This window comes from Streptomyces nogalater, assembly GCF_039532885.1.
GTDB lineage: Bacteria > Actinomycetota > Actinomycetes > Streptomycetales > Streptomycetaceae > Streptomyces > Streptomyces nogalater.
This window is the reverse complement of the sequence record NZ_BAAASM010000067.1, coordinates 1-19073: the sequence shown is the minus strand read 5'-3', so window position 1 is coordinate 19073 and position 19073 is coordinate 1. Positions and strand designations below refer to the sequence as shown.

Annotated in this window: 21 protein-coding genes; 8 read left to right on the top strand and 13 right to left on the bottom strand. The window is 72.3% G+C overall.

Going from position 1 to position 19073, the window contains the following annotated elements; genetic code table 11:
• Positions 1-36 precede the first annotated feature (36 nt).
• Positions 37-1635 carry a D-alanyl-D-alanine carboxypeptidase/D-alanyl-D-alanine endopeptidase gene (dacB, locus tag ABD350_RS33435; protein ID WP_344352762.1) on the bottom strand — a complete coding sequence of 533 codons (1599 nt, stop codon included), beginning with the start codon at positions 1633-1635 and terminating at the stop codon, positions 37-39.
• A 79-nt stretch (positions 1636-1714) separates the two neighbouring features.
• On the opposite strand from dacB, the gene ABD350_RS33430 reads away from it, so the two are divergent.
• Together ABD350_RS33430 and ABD350_RS33425 are read left to right on the top strand one after the other, a co-directional pair.
• Complete coding sequence (locus ABD350_RS33430) at positions 1715-2206, top strand: inorganic diphosphatase (protein ID WP_029381130.1); 492 nt, start codon at positions 1715-1717, stop codon at positions 2204-2206.
• A gap of 132 nt (positions 2207-2338) precedes the next feature.
• A complete protein-coding gene (locus tag ABD350_RS33425; RefSeq protein WP_344352761.1) occupies positions 2339-4000 on the top strand; it encodes a threonine/serine exporter family protein in 1662 nt (553 codons plus the stop codon).
• Positions 4001-4026: 26 nt separating this feature from the next.
• Here ABD350_RS33425 and ABD350_RS33420 read toward each other — a convergent pair whose 3' ends face one another.
• The 6 genes from ABD350_RS33420 to ABD350_RS33395 form a co-directional block, all read right to left on the bottom strand.
• Complete coding sequence (locus ABD350_RS33420) at positions 4027-5052, bottom strand: DedA family protein (protein ID WP_344352759.1); 1026 nt, start codon at positions 5050-5052, stop codon at positions 4027-4029.
• Positions 5053-5253: 201 nt separating this feature from the next.
• Positions 5254-6054: a MerR family transcriptional regulator gene (locus tag ABD350_RS33415; protein WP_344352757.1), complete on the bottom strand. Its 801-nt coding sequence runs from the start codon at positions 6052-6054 to the stop codon at positions 5254-5256.
• 94 nt (positions 6055-6148) lie between these two features.
• On the bottom strand, positions 6149-6790 hold the full coding sequence (locus ABD350_RS33410) for a PadR family transcriptional regulator (RefSeq protein ID WP_344352755.1): 642 nt from the start codon (positions 6788-6790) through the stop codon (positions 6149-6151).
• Positions 6791-6800: 10 nt separating this feature from the next.
• Entirely contained in the window at positions 6801-7361 is a 561-nt protein-coding gene (locus ABD350_RS33405) for a DinB family protein (RefSeq protein WP_344352754.1), read from the bottom strand.
• Positions 7362-7479: 118 nt separating this feature from the next.
• Complete coding sequence (locus ABD350_RS33400; protein WP_344352752.1) at positions 7480-8940, bottom strand: aldehyde dehydrogenase family protein; 1461 nt, start codon at positions 8938-8940, stop codon at positions 7480-7482.
• 95 nt (positions 8941-9035) lie between these two features.
• Positions 9036-9860, bottom strand: coding sequence for a helix-turn-helix domain-containing protein (locus tag ABD350_RS33395; RefSeq protein ID WP_344352843.1), 825 nt, complete (start codon positions 9858-9860; stop codon positions 9036-9038).
• 369 nt (positions 9861-10229) lie between these two features.
• Here ABD350_RS33395 and ABD350_RS33390 point away from each other — a divergent pair, with 369 nt between their 5' ends.
• Complete coding sequence (locus tag ABD350_RS33390) at positions 10230-10703, top strand: ATP-binding protein (protein ID WP_344352750.1); 474 nt, start codon at positions 10230-10232, stop codon at positions 10701-10703.
• An 85-nt stretch (positions 10704-10788) separates the two neighbouring features.
• On the opposite strand, the gene ABD350_RS33385 is transcribed toward ABD350_RS33390, so the two are convergent.
• From ABD350_RS33385 to rpmG, 5 genes are all read right to left on the bottom strand, one after another.
• Positions 10789-11058 carry a DUF397 domain-containing protein gene (locus ABD350_RS33385; RefSeq protein WP_030781778.1) on the bottom strand — a complete coding sequence of 90 codons (270 nt, stop codon included), beginning with the start codon at positions 11056-11058 and terminating at the stop codon, positions 10789-10791.
• A 507-nt stretch (positions 11059-11565) separates the two neighbouring features.
• Positions 11566-11799 (bottom strand): 30S ribosomal protein S18, encoded by a 234-nt coding sequence (gene rpsR / locus ABD350_RS33380; protein WP_344352748.1) that lies wholly within the window; start codon positions 11797-11799, stop codon positions 11566-11568.
• Positions 11799-12986, bottom strand: coding sequence for a CobW family GTP-binding protein (locus ABD350_RS33375; protein ID WP_344352746.1), 1188 nt, complete (start codon positions 12984-12986; stop codon positions 11799-11801). Before ABD350_RS33375 ends, rpsR begins: the two co-directional genes overlap by 1 nt.
• Positions 12983-13237 (bottom strand): type B 50S ribosomal protein L31, encoded by a 255-nt coding sequence (locus ABD350_RS33370; RefSeq protein WP_181798625.1) that lies wholly within the window; start codon positions 13235-13237, stop codon positions 12983-12985. The genes ABD350_RS33375 and ABD350_RS33370 overlap by 4 nt, the downstream gene beginning before the upstream one ends.
• 9 nt (positions 13238-13246) lie before the next feature.
• Positions 13247-13411 carry a 50S ribosomal protein L33 gene (gene rpmG / locus ABD350_RS33365; protein ID WP_344352743.1) on the bottom strand — a complete coding sequence of 55 codons (165 nt, stop codon included), beginning with the start codon at positions 13409-13411 and terminating at the stop codon, positions 13247-13249.
• A 61-nt stretch (positions 13412-13472) separates the two neighbouring features.
• On the opposite strand from rpmG, the gene rpmB reads away from it, so the two are divergent.
• From rpmB to ABD350_RS33350, 3 genes are all read left to right on the top strand, one after another.
• The gene (gene rpmB / locus ABD350_RS33360; protein WP_344352841.1) at positions 13473-13709 is read left to right on the top strand and encodes a 50S ribosomal protein L28; all 237 of its coding nucleotides are present in this window, start codon (positions 13473-13475) and stop codon (positions 13707-13709) included.
• Positions 13709-14014, top strand: a complete 306-nt coding sequence (gene rpsN / locus ABD350_RS33355) for a 30S ribosomal protein S14 (protein ID WP_344352742.1) — start codon at positions 13709-13711, stop codon at positions 14012-14014. Before rpmB ends, rpsN begins: the two co-directional genes overlap by 1 nt.
• Before the next feature lie 472 nt (positions 14015-14486).
• On the top strand, positions 14487-15002 hold the full coding sequence (locus tag ABD350_RS33350) for a DUF4232 domain-containing protein (RefSeq protein ID WP_344352740.1): 516 nt from the start codon (positions 14487-14489) through the stop codon (positions 15000-15002).
• Positions 15003-15038: 36 nt separating this feature from the next.
• Here the strand turns inward: ABD350_RS33350 and ABD350_RS33345 are convergent, their stop codons facing one another.
• Positions 15039-16148 carry a DUF2786 domain-containing protein gene (locus ABD350_RS33345; protein ID WP_344352739.1) on the bottom strand — a complete coding sequence of 370 codons (1110 nt, stop codon included), beginning with the start codon at positions 16146-16148 and terminating at the stop codon, positions 15039-15041.
• A gap of 219 nt (positions 16149-16367) precedes the next feature.
• On the opposite strand from ABD350_RS33345, the gene ABD350_RS33340 reads away from it, so the two are divergent.
• Positions 16368-17114 carry a Clp protease N-terminal domain-containing protein gene (locus ABD350_RS33340; protein ID WP_344352738.1) on the top strand — a complete coding sequence of 249 codons (747 nt, stop codon included), beginning with the start codon at positions 16368-16370 and terminating at the stop codon, positions 17112-17114.
• Between the two features lie 176 nt (positions 17115-17290).
• Positions 17291-18979 (top strand): bifunctional 3'-5' exonuclease/DNA polymerase, encoded by a 1689-nt coding sequence (locus ABD350_RS33335; RefSeq protein ID WP_344352737.1) that lies wholly within the window; start codon positions 17291-17293, stop codon positions 18977-18979.
• Positions 18980-19073: the final 94 nt, after the last annotated feature.

The following is a 19073-nucleotide window of genomic DNA, read 5'->3' as shown; positions in this document are numbered from 1 at the left end:
TTCCCGCTTGGGGCAGGCCGTGGACGCCGGCGGCGGTCAGTTCGCCAGGGCCGTCGCCGCCTTGTCCAGGGTCTCCTGGGCCTGAGCCGGGTCCGTGGTGCCGGAGGCCAGGAAGGCGAAGGCCAGGAGGTGGCCGGTGTCGTCCACGACCGTGCCCGCGAGGGCGTTCACGCCGGTCAGGGTGCCGGTCTTGGCGCGTACGACGCCGGAGGCGCCGTCGGCGTAACGATTGCTCAGGGTGCCGGTGAAGCCGGCCACGGGCAGGCCGGTGAGGACCGGGCGCAGGCCGGGACGGTCCGGATCGGCCGCCCGGACGAGCAGGCCGGTCAGGAGGTCGGCGGTGAGCCGGTCGGCGCGGTCCAGGCCGCTGCCGTCGCGGAAGACGGCGCCCGCCATCGGCAGGCCCAGCCCCCGCAGCTGTGTGGCGATGGCCTCGGCGCCGCCTGCGAAGCTCGCCGGACGTCCGCCGGCCAGGGCCGTGTGCCGGGCCAGGGCCTCGGCGATGTCGTTGTCGCTGTTGGTCAGCATGCGCTCGACCAGGGCGGACAGCGGGGGCGAGGAGACCCGGGCGAGGGTCTGCGCGCGCGTGCTGGCCTTGGACGGGCCGGGGGGCGTGGTCGTGATGCCGGCGTCCTTCAGGAAGCCCGCGAACCGGAGCGCCGCGTCCGCCGCGGGGTCGCCCACCCGGATCACCGGGCCGCTGCTGGAGCCGTCGGTGCGGCCCTCGTCGGCGGTCAGGGCGCTGACCGGGGCGAGGTTGTCGTTGACGCCGATGGGGTGCAGGGCGGGGCCGGTGAACAGGGTGGTGTCGTAGGACAGGGTGATCTTGTGGATGCCGCGTTCGCGCAGGGCCTTCGCGGTGTCCGCGGCCAGTGTCCGCAGGCTCGCCCAGCCGCCGCCGCGGGCGCGCGCGGTGAGGGTGGGGTCGCCGCCGCCGACCAGGACGAGTTCCCGGGTGTCGGGTTCCAGGGCGGTGCGGGTGGTGAGGCGGTGGTCCGGGCCGAGGGCGGACAGGGCGGCGACGGCGGTGGCGATCTTGGTGGTGGAGGCGGGGACGAGGGCCTTGCCGGCGTCGGCGTCGTACAGGCGTTCACCGGTCGTGACGTCGACGACGGCCGCCGTGTGGCCGCCGCCGAGCGCCGGGGTGTCCAGGAGGGGCTCCAGGGCGTCCGAGACGGCCTGCGCGTCCGGCGCGGACCGCTTGGTGCCCACGGCGCCCGTGGCGCCGCCCAGGCCCGTCAGGACGGGGGCGGCGCTCGGCGCGGGCCGGGGCGCCCCCGCGGCCGTACCGGCGCGATGGTGATCTGCGCCACCTGACCGTTCGAGGGCGGCGGCGCGGTCCCGCTCGGCCGTACGCTGACCCGAGGCGTCCCAGGGTCCGGCCGCGGTCACCACACCGGCGGCCAGCGCCAGGCCGGCGGTGGCGGCGCCCGCGGTGTACTGCCAGGTCCGGACGGTACGCGGACGGGGGAGACGGGGGAGGTGCGCAGGACCGTTCCACACGGCCTTCGGCAGCTGTGCGAGCTTCGGCCGTACGGCCGCCACGGCGCGCGACAGACACGGTCGGACGGCGTTCGCGAGCCGCGCCACCCGCGGTCTCGCGGCTCGCCAAGGCCCCAGCTCTGGCACGACCACCAGCCCCTTTCGCGATCACACACCTGCGTGAGGGACACTTAACCACCAGAACTATGTGCTGATCATGGAGGAGCCACCGGTGGAGTTCGACGTCACGATCGAGATCCCGAAGGGTTCGCGGAACAAGTACGAGGTGGACCACGAGACCGGCCGGATCCGCCTGGACCGTCGCCTCTTCACCTCGACCGCCTACCCGACCGACTACGGCTTTGTCGAGAACACCCTCGGCGAGGACGGCGACCCGCTGGACGCGCTGGTCATCCTGGACGAGCCGACCTTCCCGGGCTGCCTGATCCGCTGCCGTGCGATCGGCATGTTCCGGATGACGGACGAGGCGGGCGGCGACGACAAGCTGCTGTGCGTTCCGGCCACCGACCCGCGTGTGGAGCACCTGCGTGACATCCACCACGTGTCGGAGTTCGACCGCCTGGAGATCCAGCACTTCTTCGAGGTGTACAAGGACCTGGAGCCCGGCAAGTCGGTCGAGGGGGCCAACTGGGTGGGCCGTACGGACGCCGAGGCGGAGATCGAGCGGTCGTACAAGCGCTTCAAGGAGCAGGGCGGTCACTGACCCCCGCCCGCCGTGGACGGGCCGCACGCTCCGGCGTGCGGCCCGTTCGCGTGTGCGCACTCATCCGGCCGGCCGGGGTACGTGTGCGCATACTGAGTGCTACGCAAGGTGTCGTGCAGGGAGCGGTGCGAAGTGACGGAGGCGGAGGACCGCAAGCCCCGGTCGGACGAGGCTCGGTACGACCCGGAGATCACCTCCGAGTTCGCCATTCCCCAGGGCCTCGACGTCCCCAAGGGCGGCGGGGAGAGCGAGACGACCTCCGAGTTCGCGGTGCCGCAGGGGCTGCAGACGCCCCAGCCGGCCGGTGCCGAGCCGGAGGGCTCGGCGTTCACGCCGCCGAGCGCCTACAGCGCGAAGGAAGCGCCGACCGCGTTCACGCCGGCGACCGGGGTGCCGCTGGTCAGCCTGATCAAGGACGCGCCCTGGCAGGACCGGATGCGCACGATGCTGCGCATGCCGGTGACCGAGCGGCCGGCGCCGGAGCCGGTGCAGCGCGAGGAGGAGGGCGGCCCGGCCGTCCCGCGCGTGCTGGACCTCACCCTGCGTATCGGCGAGCTGCTGCTGGCCGGCGGGGAGGGCGCGGAGGACGTGGAGGCCGCGATGTTCGCGGTGTGCCGGTCCTACGGCCTGGACCGCTGCGAGCCGAACGTCACCTTCACCCTGCTGTCGATCTCGCACCAGCCGTCCCTGGTGGAGGACCCGGTGACGGCGTCCAGGACGGTACGGCGGCGGGGCACCGACTACACCCGGCTGGCGGCCGTCTTCCATCTGGTGGACGACCTCAGCGACCCGGAGACCGAGGTCTCCCTGGAGGAGGCCTACCGGCGCCTGGCGGAGATCCGCCGCAACCGGCACCCCTACCCCGGCTGGGCGCTGACCCTGTCCGGCGGACTGCTGGCCGGTGCGGCCTCCCTGCTGGTGGCGGGCAGGGGCGACCCGATCGTGTTCGTCGCGGCGGCCCTCGGCGCCATGCTCGGCGACCGGCTGGCGTGGCTGTGCGCGGGTCGCGGGCTGCCGGAGTTCTACCAGTTCACGGTGGCCGCGATGCCGCCCGCGGCGATCGGGGTGGCACTGAACCTGGCCCATGTGGACGTGCAGGGCTCGGCGGTCATCACCGGTGGGCTGTTCGCGCTGCTGCCGGGGCGGGCCCTGGTCGCGGGGGTGCAGGACGGGCTGACGGGCTTCTACATCACCGCCTCCGCGCGGCTGCTGGAGGTCATGTACTTCTTCGTCGGCATCGTCGCCGGGGTGCTGACCGTCCTGTACTTCGGCGTGAAGATCGGCGGCAAGCTGGATCCGGAGGCCGCGCTGAGCGTCTCGGAGGAGCCGCTGATCCAGATCGCGGCCTCGATGCTGCTGTCCCTGACCTTCGCCATCCTGCTCCAGCAGGAACGTTCCACCGTGCTCTGGGTCACCCTGAACGGAGGCGTCGCCTGGTCGGTGTACGGCGCGATGCACTACGCCGGCGACATCTCACCGGTGGCCTCCACGGCGGTCGCGGCGGGCCTGGTGGGGCTGTTCGGACAGCTGCTGGCCCGCTACCGGTTCGCCTCCGCGCTGCCGTACACGACGGCGGCGATCGGGCCGCTGCTGCCGGGTTCCGCGACCTACTTCGGGCTGCTGTCCATAGCCCAGAACGACGTGGACAAGGGGCTGGTGTCGCTGGCCAAGGCCGTGTCGCTGGCCATGGCCATCGCCATCGGGGTCAACCTGGGGTCGGAGATCTCCCGGATGTTCCTGCGGATCGGCTCCGCCGGGAAGCGCCGGGCGGCCAAGCGGACCAGGGGATTCTGAGCGCCGTACGGCCCGGGGCCCGGGGCCTACTGGCCGCGCTGGTCGTACGGGTAGCCGTTCTCGTCGTACTGCTGCTGGTCGTAGCCCTGCTGCTGGTCGTAGCCCTGCTGCTGGTTCCAGTTCTGCTGCTGCGGGTGCTGCCGGCCGTCGTAGGGCTGCTGGTACTGCTGCTGCCCGTCGTAGTACTGGCCGTAGCCCTGCTGCTGGTGGTTCCAGTCCTGCTGCTGCGGCTGCTGGTACCGGGGCTCCTCGTACCGCTGCTGCTCGTAGTGCCGCTCGTCGTACTGCGGCTGCTCCGGCTCGACGCGCCGCAGGCGGGTCGTGGCGTCGTCCATCACCGGGGGCTGCTGCCGGTACTCGGGCCCGGGCTGCTGGTAGGCGGGCTGCTGCGCCGGCACCGGCTGGGGCTGCGGCCGGGCCTGGGCGGCCTTCTTCTCCTTGCCGCGGGCGCGCAGGAACTCGATCGCGATCGGGACCACCGAGACGAGGACGATCAGGATGAGGATCGCCTCGATGTTGGTCTTGACGAACTCGATGTTGCCGAGCCAGGAGCCGAGCAGGGTGACGCCGGCCCCCCACAGGACGCCGCCGAGGATGTTGAAGATCAGGAAGGAGCGGTACTTCATGCCGCTGACGCCCGCGATGATCGGCGTGAACGTGCGCACGATCGGCACGAAGCGGGCCAGCACCAGGGACTTCGGGCCGTACTTCTCGAAGAACTCGTGCGCCTTGGTGACGTTCTCCTGCTTGAACAGACGGGAGTCCGGGCGGTTGAACAGGGACGGGCCGACCTTCTTGCCGAACATGTAGCCCGCCTGGTCGCCCAGGACGGCGGCGAGGCAGATCAGGGCGATCGCCCCCCACAGCGGGAAGTCCAGCTGGTTCGAGGTGATCAGCAGGCCGCAGGTGAACAGCAGCGAGTCACCCGGCAGGAAGAAGCCGATGAGCAGGCCGGACTCGGCGAAGACGATGAGCAGCAGGCCCCAGATGCTGTAGGTGTCGAGCAGGTAGTTGGGATCGAGCCAGCTCGGGCCTAGGGCGAGTGTCATCACGGGTCCGGGCTCCTGAAGGGGTGAGGGCGGCTACGGCGTCCAAGTGCGGCCGCACAAAGCTATCAACGCGATGTGACAGCCCCAGGTTCCACCAGTGGCTCCAGGATGCCCTGTGCGAGGCCCCGGAGAAAGCTGTGACTCAGGGGACTCGTGAGGTTCCGGCCCGGGAGCGAACCCCGTGCGCTCCCAGGCCGGGAACCCTCAGGACGCGGTGTGCCGGACGGTGTTCGCCACGATGGCGTCCCGCATATAGCGGGCCAGACCGGGACGAATGGCCTCGTACGTGGCGGTGAACCGCTCGTCGGTGACGTACATCTCGCCGAGGCATGCGTGCAGCTCGTGCCCGCAGTCGTAGTACGCGCCCGTGATGAACCGGCGGTGCTCCTCCGCGGCCTCCATGGCCGCCTCCGAGTCCGCGGGCGCGCCCTCGGCGAGCAGGCCGGCCATCCGGCCGTGGATCGCGTCCAGCTCGGCGTTGAGCCGCTGCCAGTCCTCCTTGGTGTAGGCGGCGGTCCGGAGCCGCGACTGCCGGTAGGCCTCGGTGTGGCCCCAGCGCCGCTCCACCTCGTCCGCGTGCTCGTCCGGGTCGAAGTCGCCGAAGACCTCGAACTTCTCCTGCGGTGTCAGGTTGACGCCCATCGTGCGTGCCTCCATGGCGTGCTCCACGGCCGCGGCCATCTTCTGGAGCTTCTCGATCCGGGCGGTCAGCAGGTCGTGCTGGCGGCGCAGGTGCGCGCGCGGGTCCGTGTCCGGGTCGTCGAGCAGGGCCGCGACCTCGTCGAGCGGGAAGCCGAGCTCCCGGTAGAACAGGATCTGCTGGAGCCGGTCGAGATCGGCGTCGGTGTAGCGCCGGTGCCCGGCGTGGGTACGCCCGCCGGGCACGAGCAGTCCGATCTCGTCGTAGTGGTGCAGGGTGCGCACCGTGACCCCGGCGAACCCGGCGACCTGTCCCACGGAGTAGACCCGGCCCGGTGACCGGTCCTGTCCCACGGGGTGGCTCACTTCTTCCGCTCCTTCGGTCGGTACGCGGTCCACCCTGCGGCCTCACGTCGCGTGAGGTGCAAGCCGGTTGCGCCGGGCCCGGGCCGAAGGCGGCTCAGCGGTCGTCCTCCGGGTGCCGCTCCCCCGTCGCGTACGGGTTCTCCCGGCCCTCGGTGAGGACGCCGACGAACGGCTCGCCCTCCCCCGCGAAGGTGTACGCGCCCGCCTCCAGGCGGTCGATCAGGCCCCGGGTCCAGGCCGCGTCGGAGTCGGCCGTGTGGATCCACATCCGCATGATCTCGCCGATGTGACCGAGCTGCTGCGGGCCGCCCTCGGGGAGGTACTCCCCGGTGACGGCATCCCGCCACCGCCCGATCCGGCGGATCCGCTCCCGCAGCAGTTCCAGCGCCTCGGCCCGGGGCAGCTCGACCAGGAAGCCGATGGCCGCCGACCGGACGTCGGTCTTCTGGTCGTAGGAGACCAGGGACTCGCGCAGCAGCCGGAAGAACTCCTCCTCGCCGCGGTCGGTGATCTCGTACTCGGTGCGCGGCGGCCCGCCCGCCGTGGACGGCGCGGTCTCGTGCGCGTGCAGCAGTCCCTGCCGGGCCATCTGCTTCAGGGCGTGGTAGACCGAGCCGGGCTTGGCGTTGGACCACTCGTGCGCGCCCCAGTACTCCAGGTCGTTGCGCACCTGGTAGCCGTGGGCCCGGCCGTGCTGGCGGACCGCGCCCAGCACGAGGAGACGGATCGCTGACATGGGGTCCAGGTTAGGACCCGGGGCGGCCGGAGGAATCGCCCTGTGCCCGGGCCACCAGCTCGAACGCGGTCTTCCCGTCCAGCGACTCGCGGATGATGTCGGCGTGGCCGGCGTGCCGGGCCGTCTCGCGGATCAGGTGCAGGCACAGCCAGCGCAGCGAGACGCGGCCCTCGGGCGGGAACCACGGGTCGGGCGGCAGCGGGAAGGTGTCGTCCAGGCTGGGCGCGGAGCGGATCAGCTCTTCCGTCGCGGCGGCCACCCGCTCCCAGTACGCCAGCTGCCCGGCCACCGTCTCGTCGCCGGTCAGCTGGAACGTCTCGTGCCAGTTCGACGCGTCGCGCCGTACCGCCGGCGGCTCCCGCCTCGCCCGGGCGACCCAGCCCTGCTCCACCTCGGCGACATGCTTGAGCAGGCCGCCCAGGGACAGCTCACTGGCGCTCGGGCGGGTACGGGCCTGTTCCTCGGTCAGCCCGAGCAGCGCCCTGCGGATACCGCCGCGCTGCTCCTCGATGAACGCGAGCAGCGCTCCCCGCTCGTCGCCCTTGTCCTCCGCCGGCACGTGCATGACCATGGCCCGCCGCCTCTCGTCTGGCCGTTCACCGGGGCGGTTTCCCCGGCCGGAAAGACGCTAGGGGCCAATGCGGTCGGATCCTGACCGCAATGGCCCCGGGCGGGACAGGTGACACGGCTCAGAACGGGAATCCGCTGCGGCCGTGCTGGATCGAGATCCACTTGACGGTGGTGAACGCCTCCATCGTGGTCTCGCCGTTGAGGCGGCCGAGGCCGGAGTGCTTCTCCCCGCCGAAGGGCACGATCGGCTCGTCGTGGACGGTGCCGTCGTTCACGTGGAACATGCCGGTGTCGATCCGCTTGGCGAAGGCCACACCGCGCTCGATGTTCCCGGTGTGGACGGCGCCGCTCAGGCCGTACGGGGTGCCGTTGACGATCCGCACCGCGTCCTCCTCGCCGTCGAACGGGATGAGGAAGACGACCGGGCCGAAGATCTCCTGCTGGAGCAGCGGGGAGTCGGCCGGGATGCCGGTCAGCACGCTCGGCTCGACCAGGTTGTTGGTCGTGGTGCCGTGCACCAGGGCGGTGGCGCCCTCGGCCAGCGCCTGCTCGACGGTGCCGGAGATCGCGCCGGCCTGCGCGGAGTTGATCACGGGGCCGATCACGGTCTGCGGGTCGCTCGGGTCGCCGACCTTGAGGCTCCTGACCTTGGCGACGAACTTCTCGGTGAACTCCTCGTGCACGGAACGGTCCACCAGGACCCGGTTGGCCGCCATGCACACCTGGCCCTGGTGCACGAACCGGCTGAAGACCGCCGCGTCCACCGCGTAGTCGACGTCGGCGTCGTCCAGCACCACCAGCGCGCTGTTGCCGCCGAGTTCGAGAACCGAGCGCTTGAAGTGCCTGGCGCAGACAGTGGCGACGTGCCGGCCGACCTTGTCGGAACCGGTGAAGGAGATCACCTTCGGCACGGGGTGCTCGAGGAACGCGTCGCCGATCTCGGCGATGTCGGTGACCAGGACGTTCAGCAGGCCGCCGGGCAGTCCGGCGTCCTCGAAGATCTTCGCGATCAGGGTGCCGCCGGCGATCGGGGTGTTCTGGTGCGGCTTGAGCACCACGCCGTTGCCGAGCGCGAGCGCCGGGGCGACCGACTTCAGCGACAGCAGGAAGGGGAAGTTGAACGGGCTGATCACACCGACGACACCGACCGGCACGCGGTAGACGCGGTTCTCCTTGCCGTCGCCCGGGGAGGGCAGGATCTTGCCCTCGGGGCGCAGCGCGAGGTGGATCGACTCGCGCAGGAACTCCTTGGCGAGGTGCAGTTCGAAGCCGGCCTTCACGCGCGTGCCGCCCAGCTCCGCGGTGATCAGGTCGGCTATCTCCTGCTCGTGGTCCTCCACCAGCCGCAGCGCGCGCTCGAAGACGGCCCGCCGGGTGTAGGGGTTGGTCTCGGCCCACTTCTTCTGGGCGCGGGCGGCGGCCTGGTAGGCCAGGTCCACCTCCTCGACGGTGGCCACGGTGATCGAGGCCAGCTTCTCGTCGTTGTAGGGGTTGAAGTCGATGACGTCCCAGGAGCCCGTGCCCGGGCGCCACTCGCCGTCGATGTACTGCTGGGCCAGGTCGCTGAAGTAGGACGACATGTGATCCCTCAATCGCTAGCGGACACCAGATCTGCGCCACGTCTGACAGGACGTCATCGTACTTGTGGCCGCCGTGAGTTGAGAGCCGTCGTCGGTCAGGAGAGTTGCAGGAGTCCGCGGAGCAGGTCCCGGCTCTCGTCCGGGCCGGGGCTGTCCTGCTGGAGTTCCTTCAGCGCCTGCTCGTACTGGGCGACGTCCTCGCGCTTGTCCAGGTAGAGGGCGCTGGTCAGCTGCTCCAGGTAGACCACGTCGGACAGGTCGGACTCGGGGAAGCTGAGGATGGTGAAGGCGCCGCTCTCGCCGGAGTGCCCGCCGAAGCTGAACGGCATGACCTGGAGCCGCACGTTGGGCCGCTCGGAGATGTCGATCAGGTGCTGGAACTGGCCGCGCATCACGTCCCGGTCGCCGTAGGGGCGGCGCAGGGCGGCCTCGTCCAGGACGATGTGCAGTTCCGGGGCGTTGTCGGAGAGCAGGTGCCGCTGCCGCTCCAGGCGCAGGGCGACCCGGCGTTCGATGTCGGCGGCGCTCGCGCCCTTCATGCCGCGCCGGACCACCTCGCGGGCGTACTCCTCGGTCTGGAGCAGGCCGTGCACGAACTGCACCTCGTAGACCCGGATCAGCGAGGCGGCGCCCTCCAGGCCCACATAGGTGGGGAACCAGCTGGGCAGGACGTCGGTGTAACTGTGCCACCAGCCCGCCACGTTGGCCTCCCGGGCGAGGGAGAGCAGCGACTCGCGCTCGGACTCGTCGGTGATGCCGTAGAGCGTCAGCAGGTCCTCGACGTCTCTGGTCTTGAAGCTCACCCGGCCCAGCTCCATCCGGCTGATCTTCGACTCGGAGGCGCGGATCGAGTAACCCGCCGCCTCGCGCGTGATCCCCCGCGCTTCCCGCAGTCGCCTGAGTTGCGAGCCGAGCAGCATCCGCCGCACCACCGATCCGGGCTCTCCCGCGCTCACTTTCGCCAGCCTCCCCAACCGTCTCTCAGGGGCCGAAGTCTGCCACTAAAACACTCCGAGCAGTACTTGCCCGGTTACGGAAACGGAAAGAGCTCGGCCGTTTCCACCATGCCCCGACCGGGCCAGAGGTCCGGACCTCTGGCGGGTTCCCGGGCGAAGTCGGCGGAAAAAATGGCCAAGAAGCGGTACGGGCTGTGTTATTTCGGCCGCGTGCACGTGCATCTGCCCTTGCATCTGCTCTGCGCATCCGAAACCATGGGTGCCGCGCCACCGCTGCATCGCAACGACCGCGAATACCCGGGAGTGCCTCGCATGGGGACGAATGGATCGACCATGCTCAAGCCGTTACGGCAGGGCCTTCCGCCGCTGGATCCCGCGGCCGTGTCCGATGCCGCCTCCTGCGCCCTCCCCGCCCGTTACGAGGCGGTGCGCGAGGCCCGGCGCTTCACCCGCGACACCCTGGGCCGGTGGGACGTCGGCGACCGCTTCGACGATGTGTGTCTCGTCGTCTCCGAGCTCGTCACCAACGCCCTGCGCCACGCGGTGCCGGCGGACCCCTGCCCCGCCGACGGGCTCCCGTCCGTGCGGCTGCACCTGATGCGCTGGAGCGAGCGGCTGGTGTGCGCGGTGCGCGACCCCAGCCACGAGACCCCGGTGCCCGGGGACTCCGACGACTTCGCCGCCGAGTCGGGCCGCGGCCTGTTCCTCGTCGACTCCTTCGCCGACAGCTGGGGCTGGCACCCGCTCGCCGGCACCCTCCAGGGCAAGGTGGTCTGGGCGCTGTTCCGGATGCACCCGGCGGGCTGATCCGGTACGGCGTGGGTGTACGCCCGGCTTCTACGCGCGTACACCGCGGGTGCCCGGCGCAGGGGCGGGCGCGCGTGCCGGGCGGTCAGCTCGCGATCAGGTGGTCGAACTCGCCGTCCTTGACCCCGAGGAGCATGGCCTCGATCTCCGCGCGCGTGTAGACGAGCGCCGGCCCGTCCGGGAAGCGCGAGTTGCGCACGGCGACATCGCCGCCCGGCAGCCGCGCGAACTCCACGCAGGAGCCCTGCGAGTTGCTGTGCCTGCTCTTCTGCCAGGCCACTCCGTCCAGCTGCGTGGCAGCCATGCCGTTGTACACGTCGTACCCCCCGTACACGCCGTCAACGTCGCGGTCCACAGGTCGCTCCCCGGTGGTGCACTGGCTGTGTGGCCATAGGTGCTGTGGTCAACTGACCCGGATCATAACTCTGTTCACGTGCAAATGCATGAGCATATGCACGTGCACGAGCAGTGGTCCCGTGATTACAGCCTTGGCGTGTGCTTTACCGGAGCCGCTCCAGCACCTGCCCCCGAGCAGGCGGGACATGCCTCGCCCCACACCCGGGGGAAGACGCGTACCGCACCCCTCATGTTCCACTGTCCGGCAGCCGATCGGCCCACCGGACTGGCCGGAACTGCGTCCGCCGACCGGAGGGACGGCCTCCGCCCGCTGTCGTAGACCCTGCGCTCCGCCCCTACGGCGGCGGGGAACGGGCGCCGGGACACGTGACGGAGATCATTCGGTACCGGTCGGCGTAGCCCTGCGGGGTGAGCCGCCGCCTCCGCCCCCGGACGCGGCAAGAGGCAGGCGCCGCCCTGCGGGGGAGCGTAGGGCGGCGCCTGCCTTGTGGGGGGAGAGAGTGGATCAGCGGACGGCGTACGGCAGCAGCGCCATCTCCCGGGCGTTCTTGACGGCCCGCGCGAGCAGCCGCTGCTGACGGACGGTGACCCGGGTGACGCGCCGGCTGCGGATCTTGCCGCGGTCGGAGATGAACTTCCGCAGCAGGTCGGTGTCCTTGTAGTCGATGTAGGTGACCCCGGCCACGTCCAGGGGGTTGGGGCGGTTGCGGACGGCGGAGCGGTCGCTCTTGCGGGGCATCAGACCTCCAGCAGGGTGTCGAAGGCGGGCGGGAGCAGACGCCAGGCGTCCCGCCCGGCGGCGTACTCGGCGTCGGTGAGCAGGCAGGACTCCAGCAACCGGGTCAGCCCCTCGCGGTCGAGGCCGGGCGAGGTGAACACCAGGTGGTTGCAGCGGTCGCCGTGCTCGGGGTGCCAGTCCAGCGCGGCGGCGGCGCGGCGCACCGGCGGGACGAGCTCCCAGGCCGCGTCGGGCAGCCCGGCGAGCCAGGGCCCCGCGCTCTCCACGCACAGCGCCCCGCCCGCCGCGTCCCAGTGCAGCAGCGCGTCCGGCTTGTCGGCGAGCCAGAACCGGCCCCGGCTGCGGGCGGCGGCGCAGGTCAGATCCTCCAGCGCCGCGTACAGCCGCTCCGGGTGGAAGGGCCGGCGGCGGCGCCAGACCAGGGTGGAGACGCCGTGGTCGTCGGCCTCCTGGGGCAGCAGGGCGCAGGCCGGGTGCTGGGCAGCGGCGGCGGCCTCCACGTCGAAGCCGGCGAGGGCGGCCCGGGCGAGCGCGCCCGGGGACCCGGCGCCCGCGCCGGCCCGGCCCCCTCGCCCGGAGTCTTCCTCGCCGGCGGCCGGGCCGATCGGCACCCGGCGGGCCGTCGGATGCAGCTGCGTCAGCAGCTCCATGTCCTCGTCGTCGGCCTCCGGGGAGTCGGCCACGGCGAGCACGGGGGCGTACTCCAGCTGGCGGGCGAAGGTGTCGGCGACCGTACGCCGGTCGGTGGCCGCCGCGGCGAGCCCGGCCTCGGCGAGGTCGTCGCCGTTACCCAGGTACGGCAGCACCAGCGCCGGGTCCACGGCGGTGATCACCGACGTGACGGTCAGTCCGCCGGAGGCGATCACCTCGGCCATCGCCTTGGGCTCGACGGAGTCCCACAGCTCGACGATCGCCAGCCGGGCGGTCGCCGCGTCGGCCAGCCGCCGCAGCTCGGGTACCAGGTCCTCGCGCAGCGCACAGCAGGCGCAGTCGTTGACCAGGGGCGTCTCCCCGCTCGACACGATGCCGTCGCGGTCCCGGACGGTCCGCGCGACCCGGCCGGCGGGGGCCGTGGAGAGGTCGTGGTGCAGGACTACGCTCCCGGGCACGTCGGCGAGCAGCCGGTCGACGGCCGCCGTGCGGGCGGCGGCGTGCAGCCCGCCGACGACGGCCACCGCCAGGCTCACGCCCCGCCCCGCTTCCCGAACCGGCGCTCGAAGCGCTCGACGCGTCCGGCGGTGTCCAGCACGCGCGCGGTACCGGTGTAGAAGGGGTGGCTGACGTTCGAGATCTCGACGTCCACGACCGGATAGGTGTTGCCGTCCTCCCATTCCACCGTCTTGTCGCTCGTCATGGTCGACCGGGTGAGGAAGGCGTGGCCGGCGGCGCGGTCGCGGAAGACGACCGGCCCGTAGGCGGGGTGGATTCCCTTGCGCATGGCGGAGGTTCAGCGCTCCTCTCGGAAGTCGACGTGCCGGCCGGCGACGGGGTCGTACTTGCGCAGCGTCATACGGTCCGGATCGTTGCGGCGGTTCTTGCGGGTCACGTAGGTGTAGCCGGTCCCGGCGGTGGACCGGAGCCTGATGACCGGGCGCAGCTCGTTGCGTGGCATGCTGCTACCTTACTGAAAATGAATTCCATTTGCTGACTTGCCAGAGGAGAGCTACGTCACCATGTCCGCGCACTGCATGCTCACCGGGGCCCGGCCGGGCTTCGGCAATCGCATCTCCCACTCGCACCGGCGCACCTCCCGCCGTTTCGACCCCAACATCCAGACCAAGCGCTACTGGCTGCCCGGCGAGGGCCGGTACGTCCGGCTGCGGCTGAGCGCGAAGGCGGTCAAGACGGTGGACGCGATCGGCGTGGAGGCGGCCGTCGCCCGCATCCGTGCCCGGGGGGTGCGGGTCTGATGGCGAAGAAGAGCAAGATCGCGAAGAACGAGCGGCGCAAGGAGGTCGTCGCCCGGTACGCCGAGCGCCGCGCCGAGCTGAAGGAGATCATCCGCCGGCCCTCCACCCCGGAGGCCGAACGGCTCGCCGCCCAGCGGGAACTGCGCGCGCAGCCGAGGGACGCCAGCGCTACGCGGCTCCGCAACCGCGACCAGATCGACGGCCGCCCGCGCGGCCACCTGCGCGCCTTCGGCCTGTCCCGGGTGAACCTGCGGACACTGGCACATCAGGGGTTCCTGCCCGGGGTTCGCAAGTCGTCCTGGTGACCACCGGCTGACAGGCGTGGCCGCGGACCGTCCGGGAGGGCGGTTCGCGACCCAGGCGAGTTGAGGGAGGGCGGCTGGGCCTGGTTGGGGGGCGTCCGGGGGGTGATTCGCGGCCGATGGACCAAGGGCGGGGTGGGTGGGTCGGGTTGCGGGGGCTTCCGGGGAGGTGCACGGCACGCGGTGGGGCGGCTGGGCCGAGTCGCGGGCCGTCCGGGGCGTGGACGCCAACCGGCGGGAACGCGGCCGGAGGCCGTCGGGAGGGCGGCCGGGGTCGGTTGCGGGGCGTCCGGGAGGGAGGTTCGCCGGCAATGGCAGGGGCTCTGGGCCGAGTTGGGGGACGCCCGGAAGGCGACCCGGCCGTGCGGGCTTCTCGGGGCCGGGGGGTGCGGATTCCGGAGGGGCGCGCGTACGGGCCGCGGGGGCAGGCGCCATGATGCAGGGGCACCATCACCACCAGGACAGGGACCCGCCCATGCGCGCCATTCCGCTCACCGTCACCGCCCTCGCCGCCGCCCTGCTGCTGACCGCCTGCGACGACGGCGGCGGAAAGAGCGGCAACAACGCCGACTCGGCCTGCGAGATCGGCGGGGTCTCCGTGCAGATCGGCTCGGCGAGCGTGGCTCCGGCCGCCGGCGACACCGGCGAGATCCCGGTCAGCCTCACCAACCAGAGCGCGCCCTGCACCCTGGACCACTTCCCGGGCGTCGTGCTGAGCGGCGGCGGCAACGACGCCACCGTGCCCCTGCTCAAGGGCGCGAAGACCCAGAAGCTGAAGCTGGCCAAGGGCGACTCCGCGTCCTTCTCCATCGCTTACGTGCGCGGCAAGGAGGGGGCCGAGAACACCCTCGCGGCGGACACCGTGAAGATCACCCTGCCCGGCACGGACACCGGCCGGAGCTTCCCGTGGAAGTACGGCCCGGTCGCCGGGAAGGCCGACGGGAGCGGGCCGGACGCCTCGGTGAGCGTCTTCCAGCAGGTCGGCGACTGACGCTCCGGACCGGTGCGGCGCACTCCGCACCCGGGCTCACTCCAGCCGCGGGCGGGCCCTGACCTGGGCCTGGTCCGCCGCGCGTGCGCCCTCCGTCCAGCCCGCCGCGTCACTGACGCCCCTGATCCGGGTCGTCGTGGTCTCCGGGAACATGGTTTCCAGCCGGCCGGTGACGGCTATCTCGCGCGTGGCCAGCACCGGCAGCAGGTCCTGGGTCACCTGGGCCTCGGCGGCAGCCGCGAGCCGGTCGCCCACGCGGTGCGCGTAGGCCGCGAGGAACGACTGCCGGAAGGTCTTGGTCCGCTTGCGCCCGCCGGCCCGCTGGGCCGCCTCGGCCCTGGTCATCGCGTGCGTGGCCTGCACCAGCAGCGAGGTGTAGAGCAGTTCGACGGCCTCCAGGTCCGCCTCGAAGCCGACGACCGTGGAGAAGCCGAGCGGTTCGTTCCACACCGCGCGGCAGTGGTTGGCCGTGGCCACCGCGTCCAGCAGGACCGCCTTGGCCTGTTCGTAGGGCGGCTCGACCCCGATCCGGCAGGCGCCGGGCGCGTCCGGCGCGGGTGCCTCGGCGGCGAGCAGCGCCTCGTCGACACTGTGCCGGGCCATCAGCTCCTGCGCCTTGGCGCTGAGCGCCTCCGCCTCCTCGGGATAACCGGTGGCCTCGGCCTTGGCGAGCAGCGCGCGGATGCGGGTGAGCATGCGGGAGGCGGCCGGGCCGGGAGCGCGGCGGGGCTCGTCGTCCAGCGGCTCCAGGGCGGGCAGGCGCAGCAGCAGACGGTACAGCTCCAGCACGGTGGTGGCGTGCGAGAAGCGGTCCGCGGCGCGGTCGGGTCCGGTGGGCAGCGCGGCCAGCTGGTCGGTCCAGCGGCGCCCGCGCGGACGGTCCCGCCCGGCCTGCGCCCGGATCAGGGCGGCGGCCAGGTGGACGTGCGGCTCCTCCAGCTCGCGCCGCACCAGCCGTACGACGTCGGCGGGCTGCCAGCCGCGTCTCCAGGCCGCCGCCACGAACTCCTCGCCGCGCAGCCGGAGTTCGGCGTCGGCCCCCGGATCGGCGGCGAGCAGGGAGGCGCCCGTGTCGAGCCCGGTGTCGGTGTCGTCGTAGAGAGCTGCCCGAAAGGCCCGCTCGACGGTGCTGGCGGTACTGGTCACAGACCCGATCGTGCCACGCACCGCCGACACGATGGGACGGCCGTCCACAGGCTGTGGACAACTCTGGCGAAGTGCGACCCCGACAGGACCCGGGCCGGGCGGGCAGCGCACGCGCACGCACGCGGAGCCCTACGACCGTAGAGCACCCCGCCACGGAAACAGGGCCCTAGCGTCAACCATTGGTTGACACTCCCTAGGGTGCAACCTACGGTTGACAGTATGGCGACCAACCCGAACACCACGGCTTCCGTGCGCCTCGACGACCTCATCGAGGCCATCAAGAAGGCCCACACCGAACCCCTCGACCAGCTCCAGGACGCGGTGATCGCCGCCGATCACCTCGGCGACGTGGCGGACCACCTGATCGGGCACTTCGTCGACCAGGCCCGCCGCTCGGGCGCGTCCTGGACCGACATCGGCCGCAGCATGGGCGTCACCCGGCAGGCGGCACAGAAGCGGTTCGTGCCCAAGGAGTCCGCCGACCTCGACCCCTCCCAGGGCTTCAGCCGCTACACCCCGCGCGCGCAGAACGTGGTCATGGCCGCGCACAACGAGGCGCTGACCGCCCGCAACACCGAGGGCCGCCCCGAGCACCTGCTCCTCGGCCTGCTGTCCGAACCCGAGGGCCTGGCCGCGAAGGCGATCACCGCGCAGGACGTGACCTTGGACGCCGTACGCCGGGCCGCGACCGCCGCGCTGCCGCCGGCCGCGGACGACGTCCCCGAGCTCGTCCCCTACGCCCCCGACGCCAAGAAGGTCCTGGAACTCACCTTCCGCGAGGCCCTCCGGCTCGGCCACAACTACATCGGCACCGAGCACATCCTGCTGGCCCTGCTGGAGCACGAGAACGGCCAGGGCGTCCTCAACGGCCTCGGCATCACCAAGCCGGCCACCGAGGAGAAGCTGCGCAAGATGCTGGCGCTGCTGCTGGAGAACACCCCCCAGCCGGGCGGCTCGCAGGAATAGACCCGCAGGTCACAAGCGAGATCACCGGCGGGACCACGGCCGACGTCACGGCCGAGGTCACGGGCGGCATCACGGCCGAGGTCACGGGGGCCACGGCCGAGGTCACCGCCGAGGGCACGGGGGGCCACGGCCGAGGCCACGGGCGATTGTCAGACCCACCTGCCACACTCGCGGACATGACGGACCGGTGGGCGCTCGCACCGGCCGAGGACGGAGGCGTGGACGTCGCCCCCCTCGGCCCGGACGGGCTGCCCGCCGGACCGGTGCGGCGGGAGAGCGATCCCGCCGGGGCGGTGCGGAGCCGCCCGGAGGTGACGCGCTGGGTGTGGCGGTCGACCGCCGAGGTCTATCCGCGTCTGCTCGCCACGGGGGTGCGAGTGGAGCGGTGCTACGACATCGAGGACGCCGAGACACTCCTGCTGGGCCACGAGGGCCGGTACGGCGAGCCACGCTCGGCCGCCGCCGCCCTGGCCCGCCTCCGCGGCGGCCCCGTCCCGCCCGACCCGCCCCAGCGCGCGGCCGAACCGGGCGCCCAGTCCCCGCTGTTCGAACCCGCCGGCGACCACCTGCCCCTGCCGGACCTGCTCGCGGTCTACGCCGAACAGCAGCGCCGGCACCGAAAGGCCGCCCACCCCGACCGGATGCGGCTGCTGACCGCCGCCGAGTCGGCCGGGATGCTGGTGGCCGCCGAGATGAACCGCTCCGGCCTGCCGTGGAGCGCCGAGGTGCACCGCGCCCTGCTGCACGAACTGCTCGGCGAGCGGTACGCGGGCGGCGGTGAGCCACGCCGCCTCGCCGAACTGGCCGACGAGGTGTCCGCGGCCTTCGGCCGCCGGGTGCGACCGGACCTGCCCGCCGATGTGGTCAAGGCCTTCGCCCAGGCCGGGATCAAGGTGAAGTCCACCCGCCGCTGGGAGATCCGGTCCGTCGACCACCCGGCCGTCGCCCCTTTGCTGGAGTACAAGAAGCTGTACCGCATCTGGGTGGCACACGGCTGGTCCTGGCTCCAGGACTGGGTGCGCGACGGCCGTTTCCGCCCCGAGTTCCTGGCCGGCGGCACGGTCACCGGGCGCTGGGTGACGAACGGCGGGGGCGCTCTGCAGATCCCCAAGGTGATCCGCAGGGCCGTGGTCGCCGACCCCGGCTGGCGGCTGGTGGTGGCCGACGCCGACCAGATGGAGCCGCGCGTACTGGCCGCGATCTCCCGCGACCCGGGGCTGATGGAGGTGGCCGGCCGCGACAGCGACCTCTACCAGTCCGTCTCCGACCGCGCCTTCTCCGGCGACCGCGAGCAGGCCAAGCTCGCCGTGCTCGGCGCGGTCTACGGCCAGACCTCCGGTGACGGCCTGAAGAACCTCGCCGCGCTCCGCCGCCGCTTCCCTGAGGCCGTCGCCTACGTCGACGAGGCCGCCCGCGCGGGCGAGGAGGGCCGGCTGGTGCGCACCTGGCTGGGCCGCACCTGCCCCCCGGCCGCCGGATCGGGCGAGGACACGGCGGACGAGGCGGGCATCCCGGTCGGCGAGGAGGAGCCCGAGGTCCAGTCCGGCTGGGTCCCCGGTTACGCCTCGACCAACTCCCGCGCGCGGGGCCGCTTCGCGCGCAACTTCGTCGTGCAGGGCAGCGCCGCCGACTGGGCCCTGCTGCTGCTCGCCGCGCTGCGCCGGGCCCTGTGGGACATGGCGGCCGAGCTGGTCTTCTTCCAGCATGACGAGGTGATCGTGCACTGCCCCGAGGAAGAGGCCGAGGCCGTCGTCCAGGCCATCCGCGACGCCGCCGCCCTGGCCGGCCGGCTGACCTTCGGCGACACCCCGGTGCGGTTCCCGTTCACGACGGCGGTGGTGGAGTGTTACGCCGACGCCAAGTGAGGGGTTCGGCGGGGCGACAGGGGGGCGGGGGCTGTCGGTGGGCGGGGTTCGGCGGGGAGTCCGGGGGCGTCGGTGGGTGGGGGTTCGGTGGGTG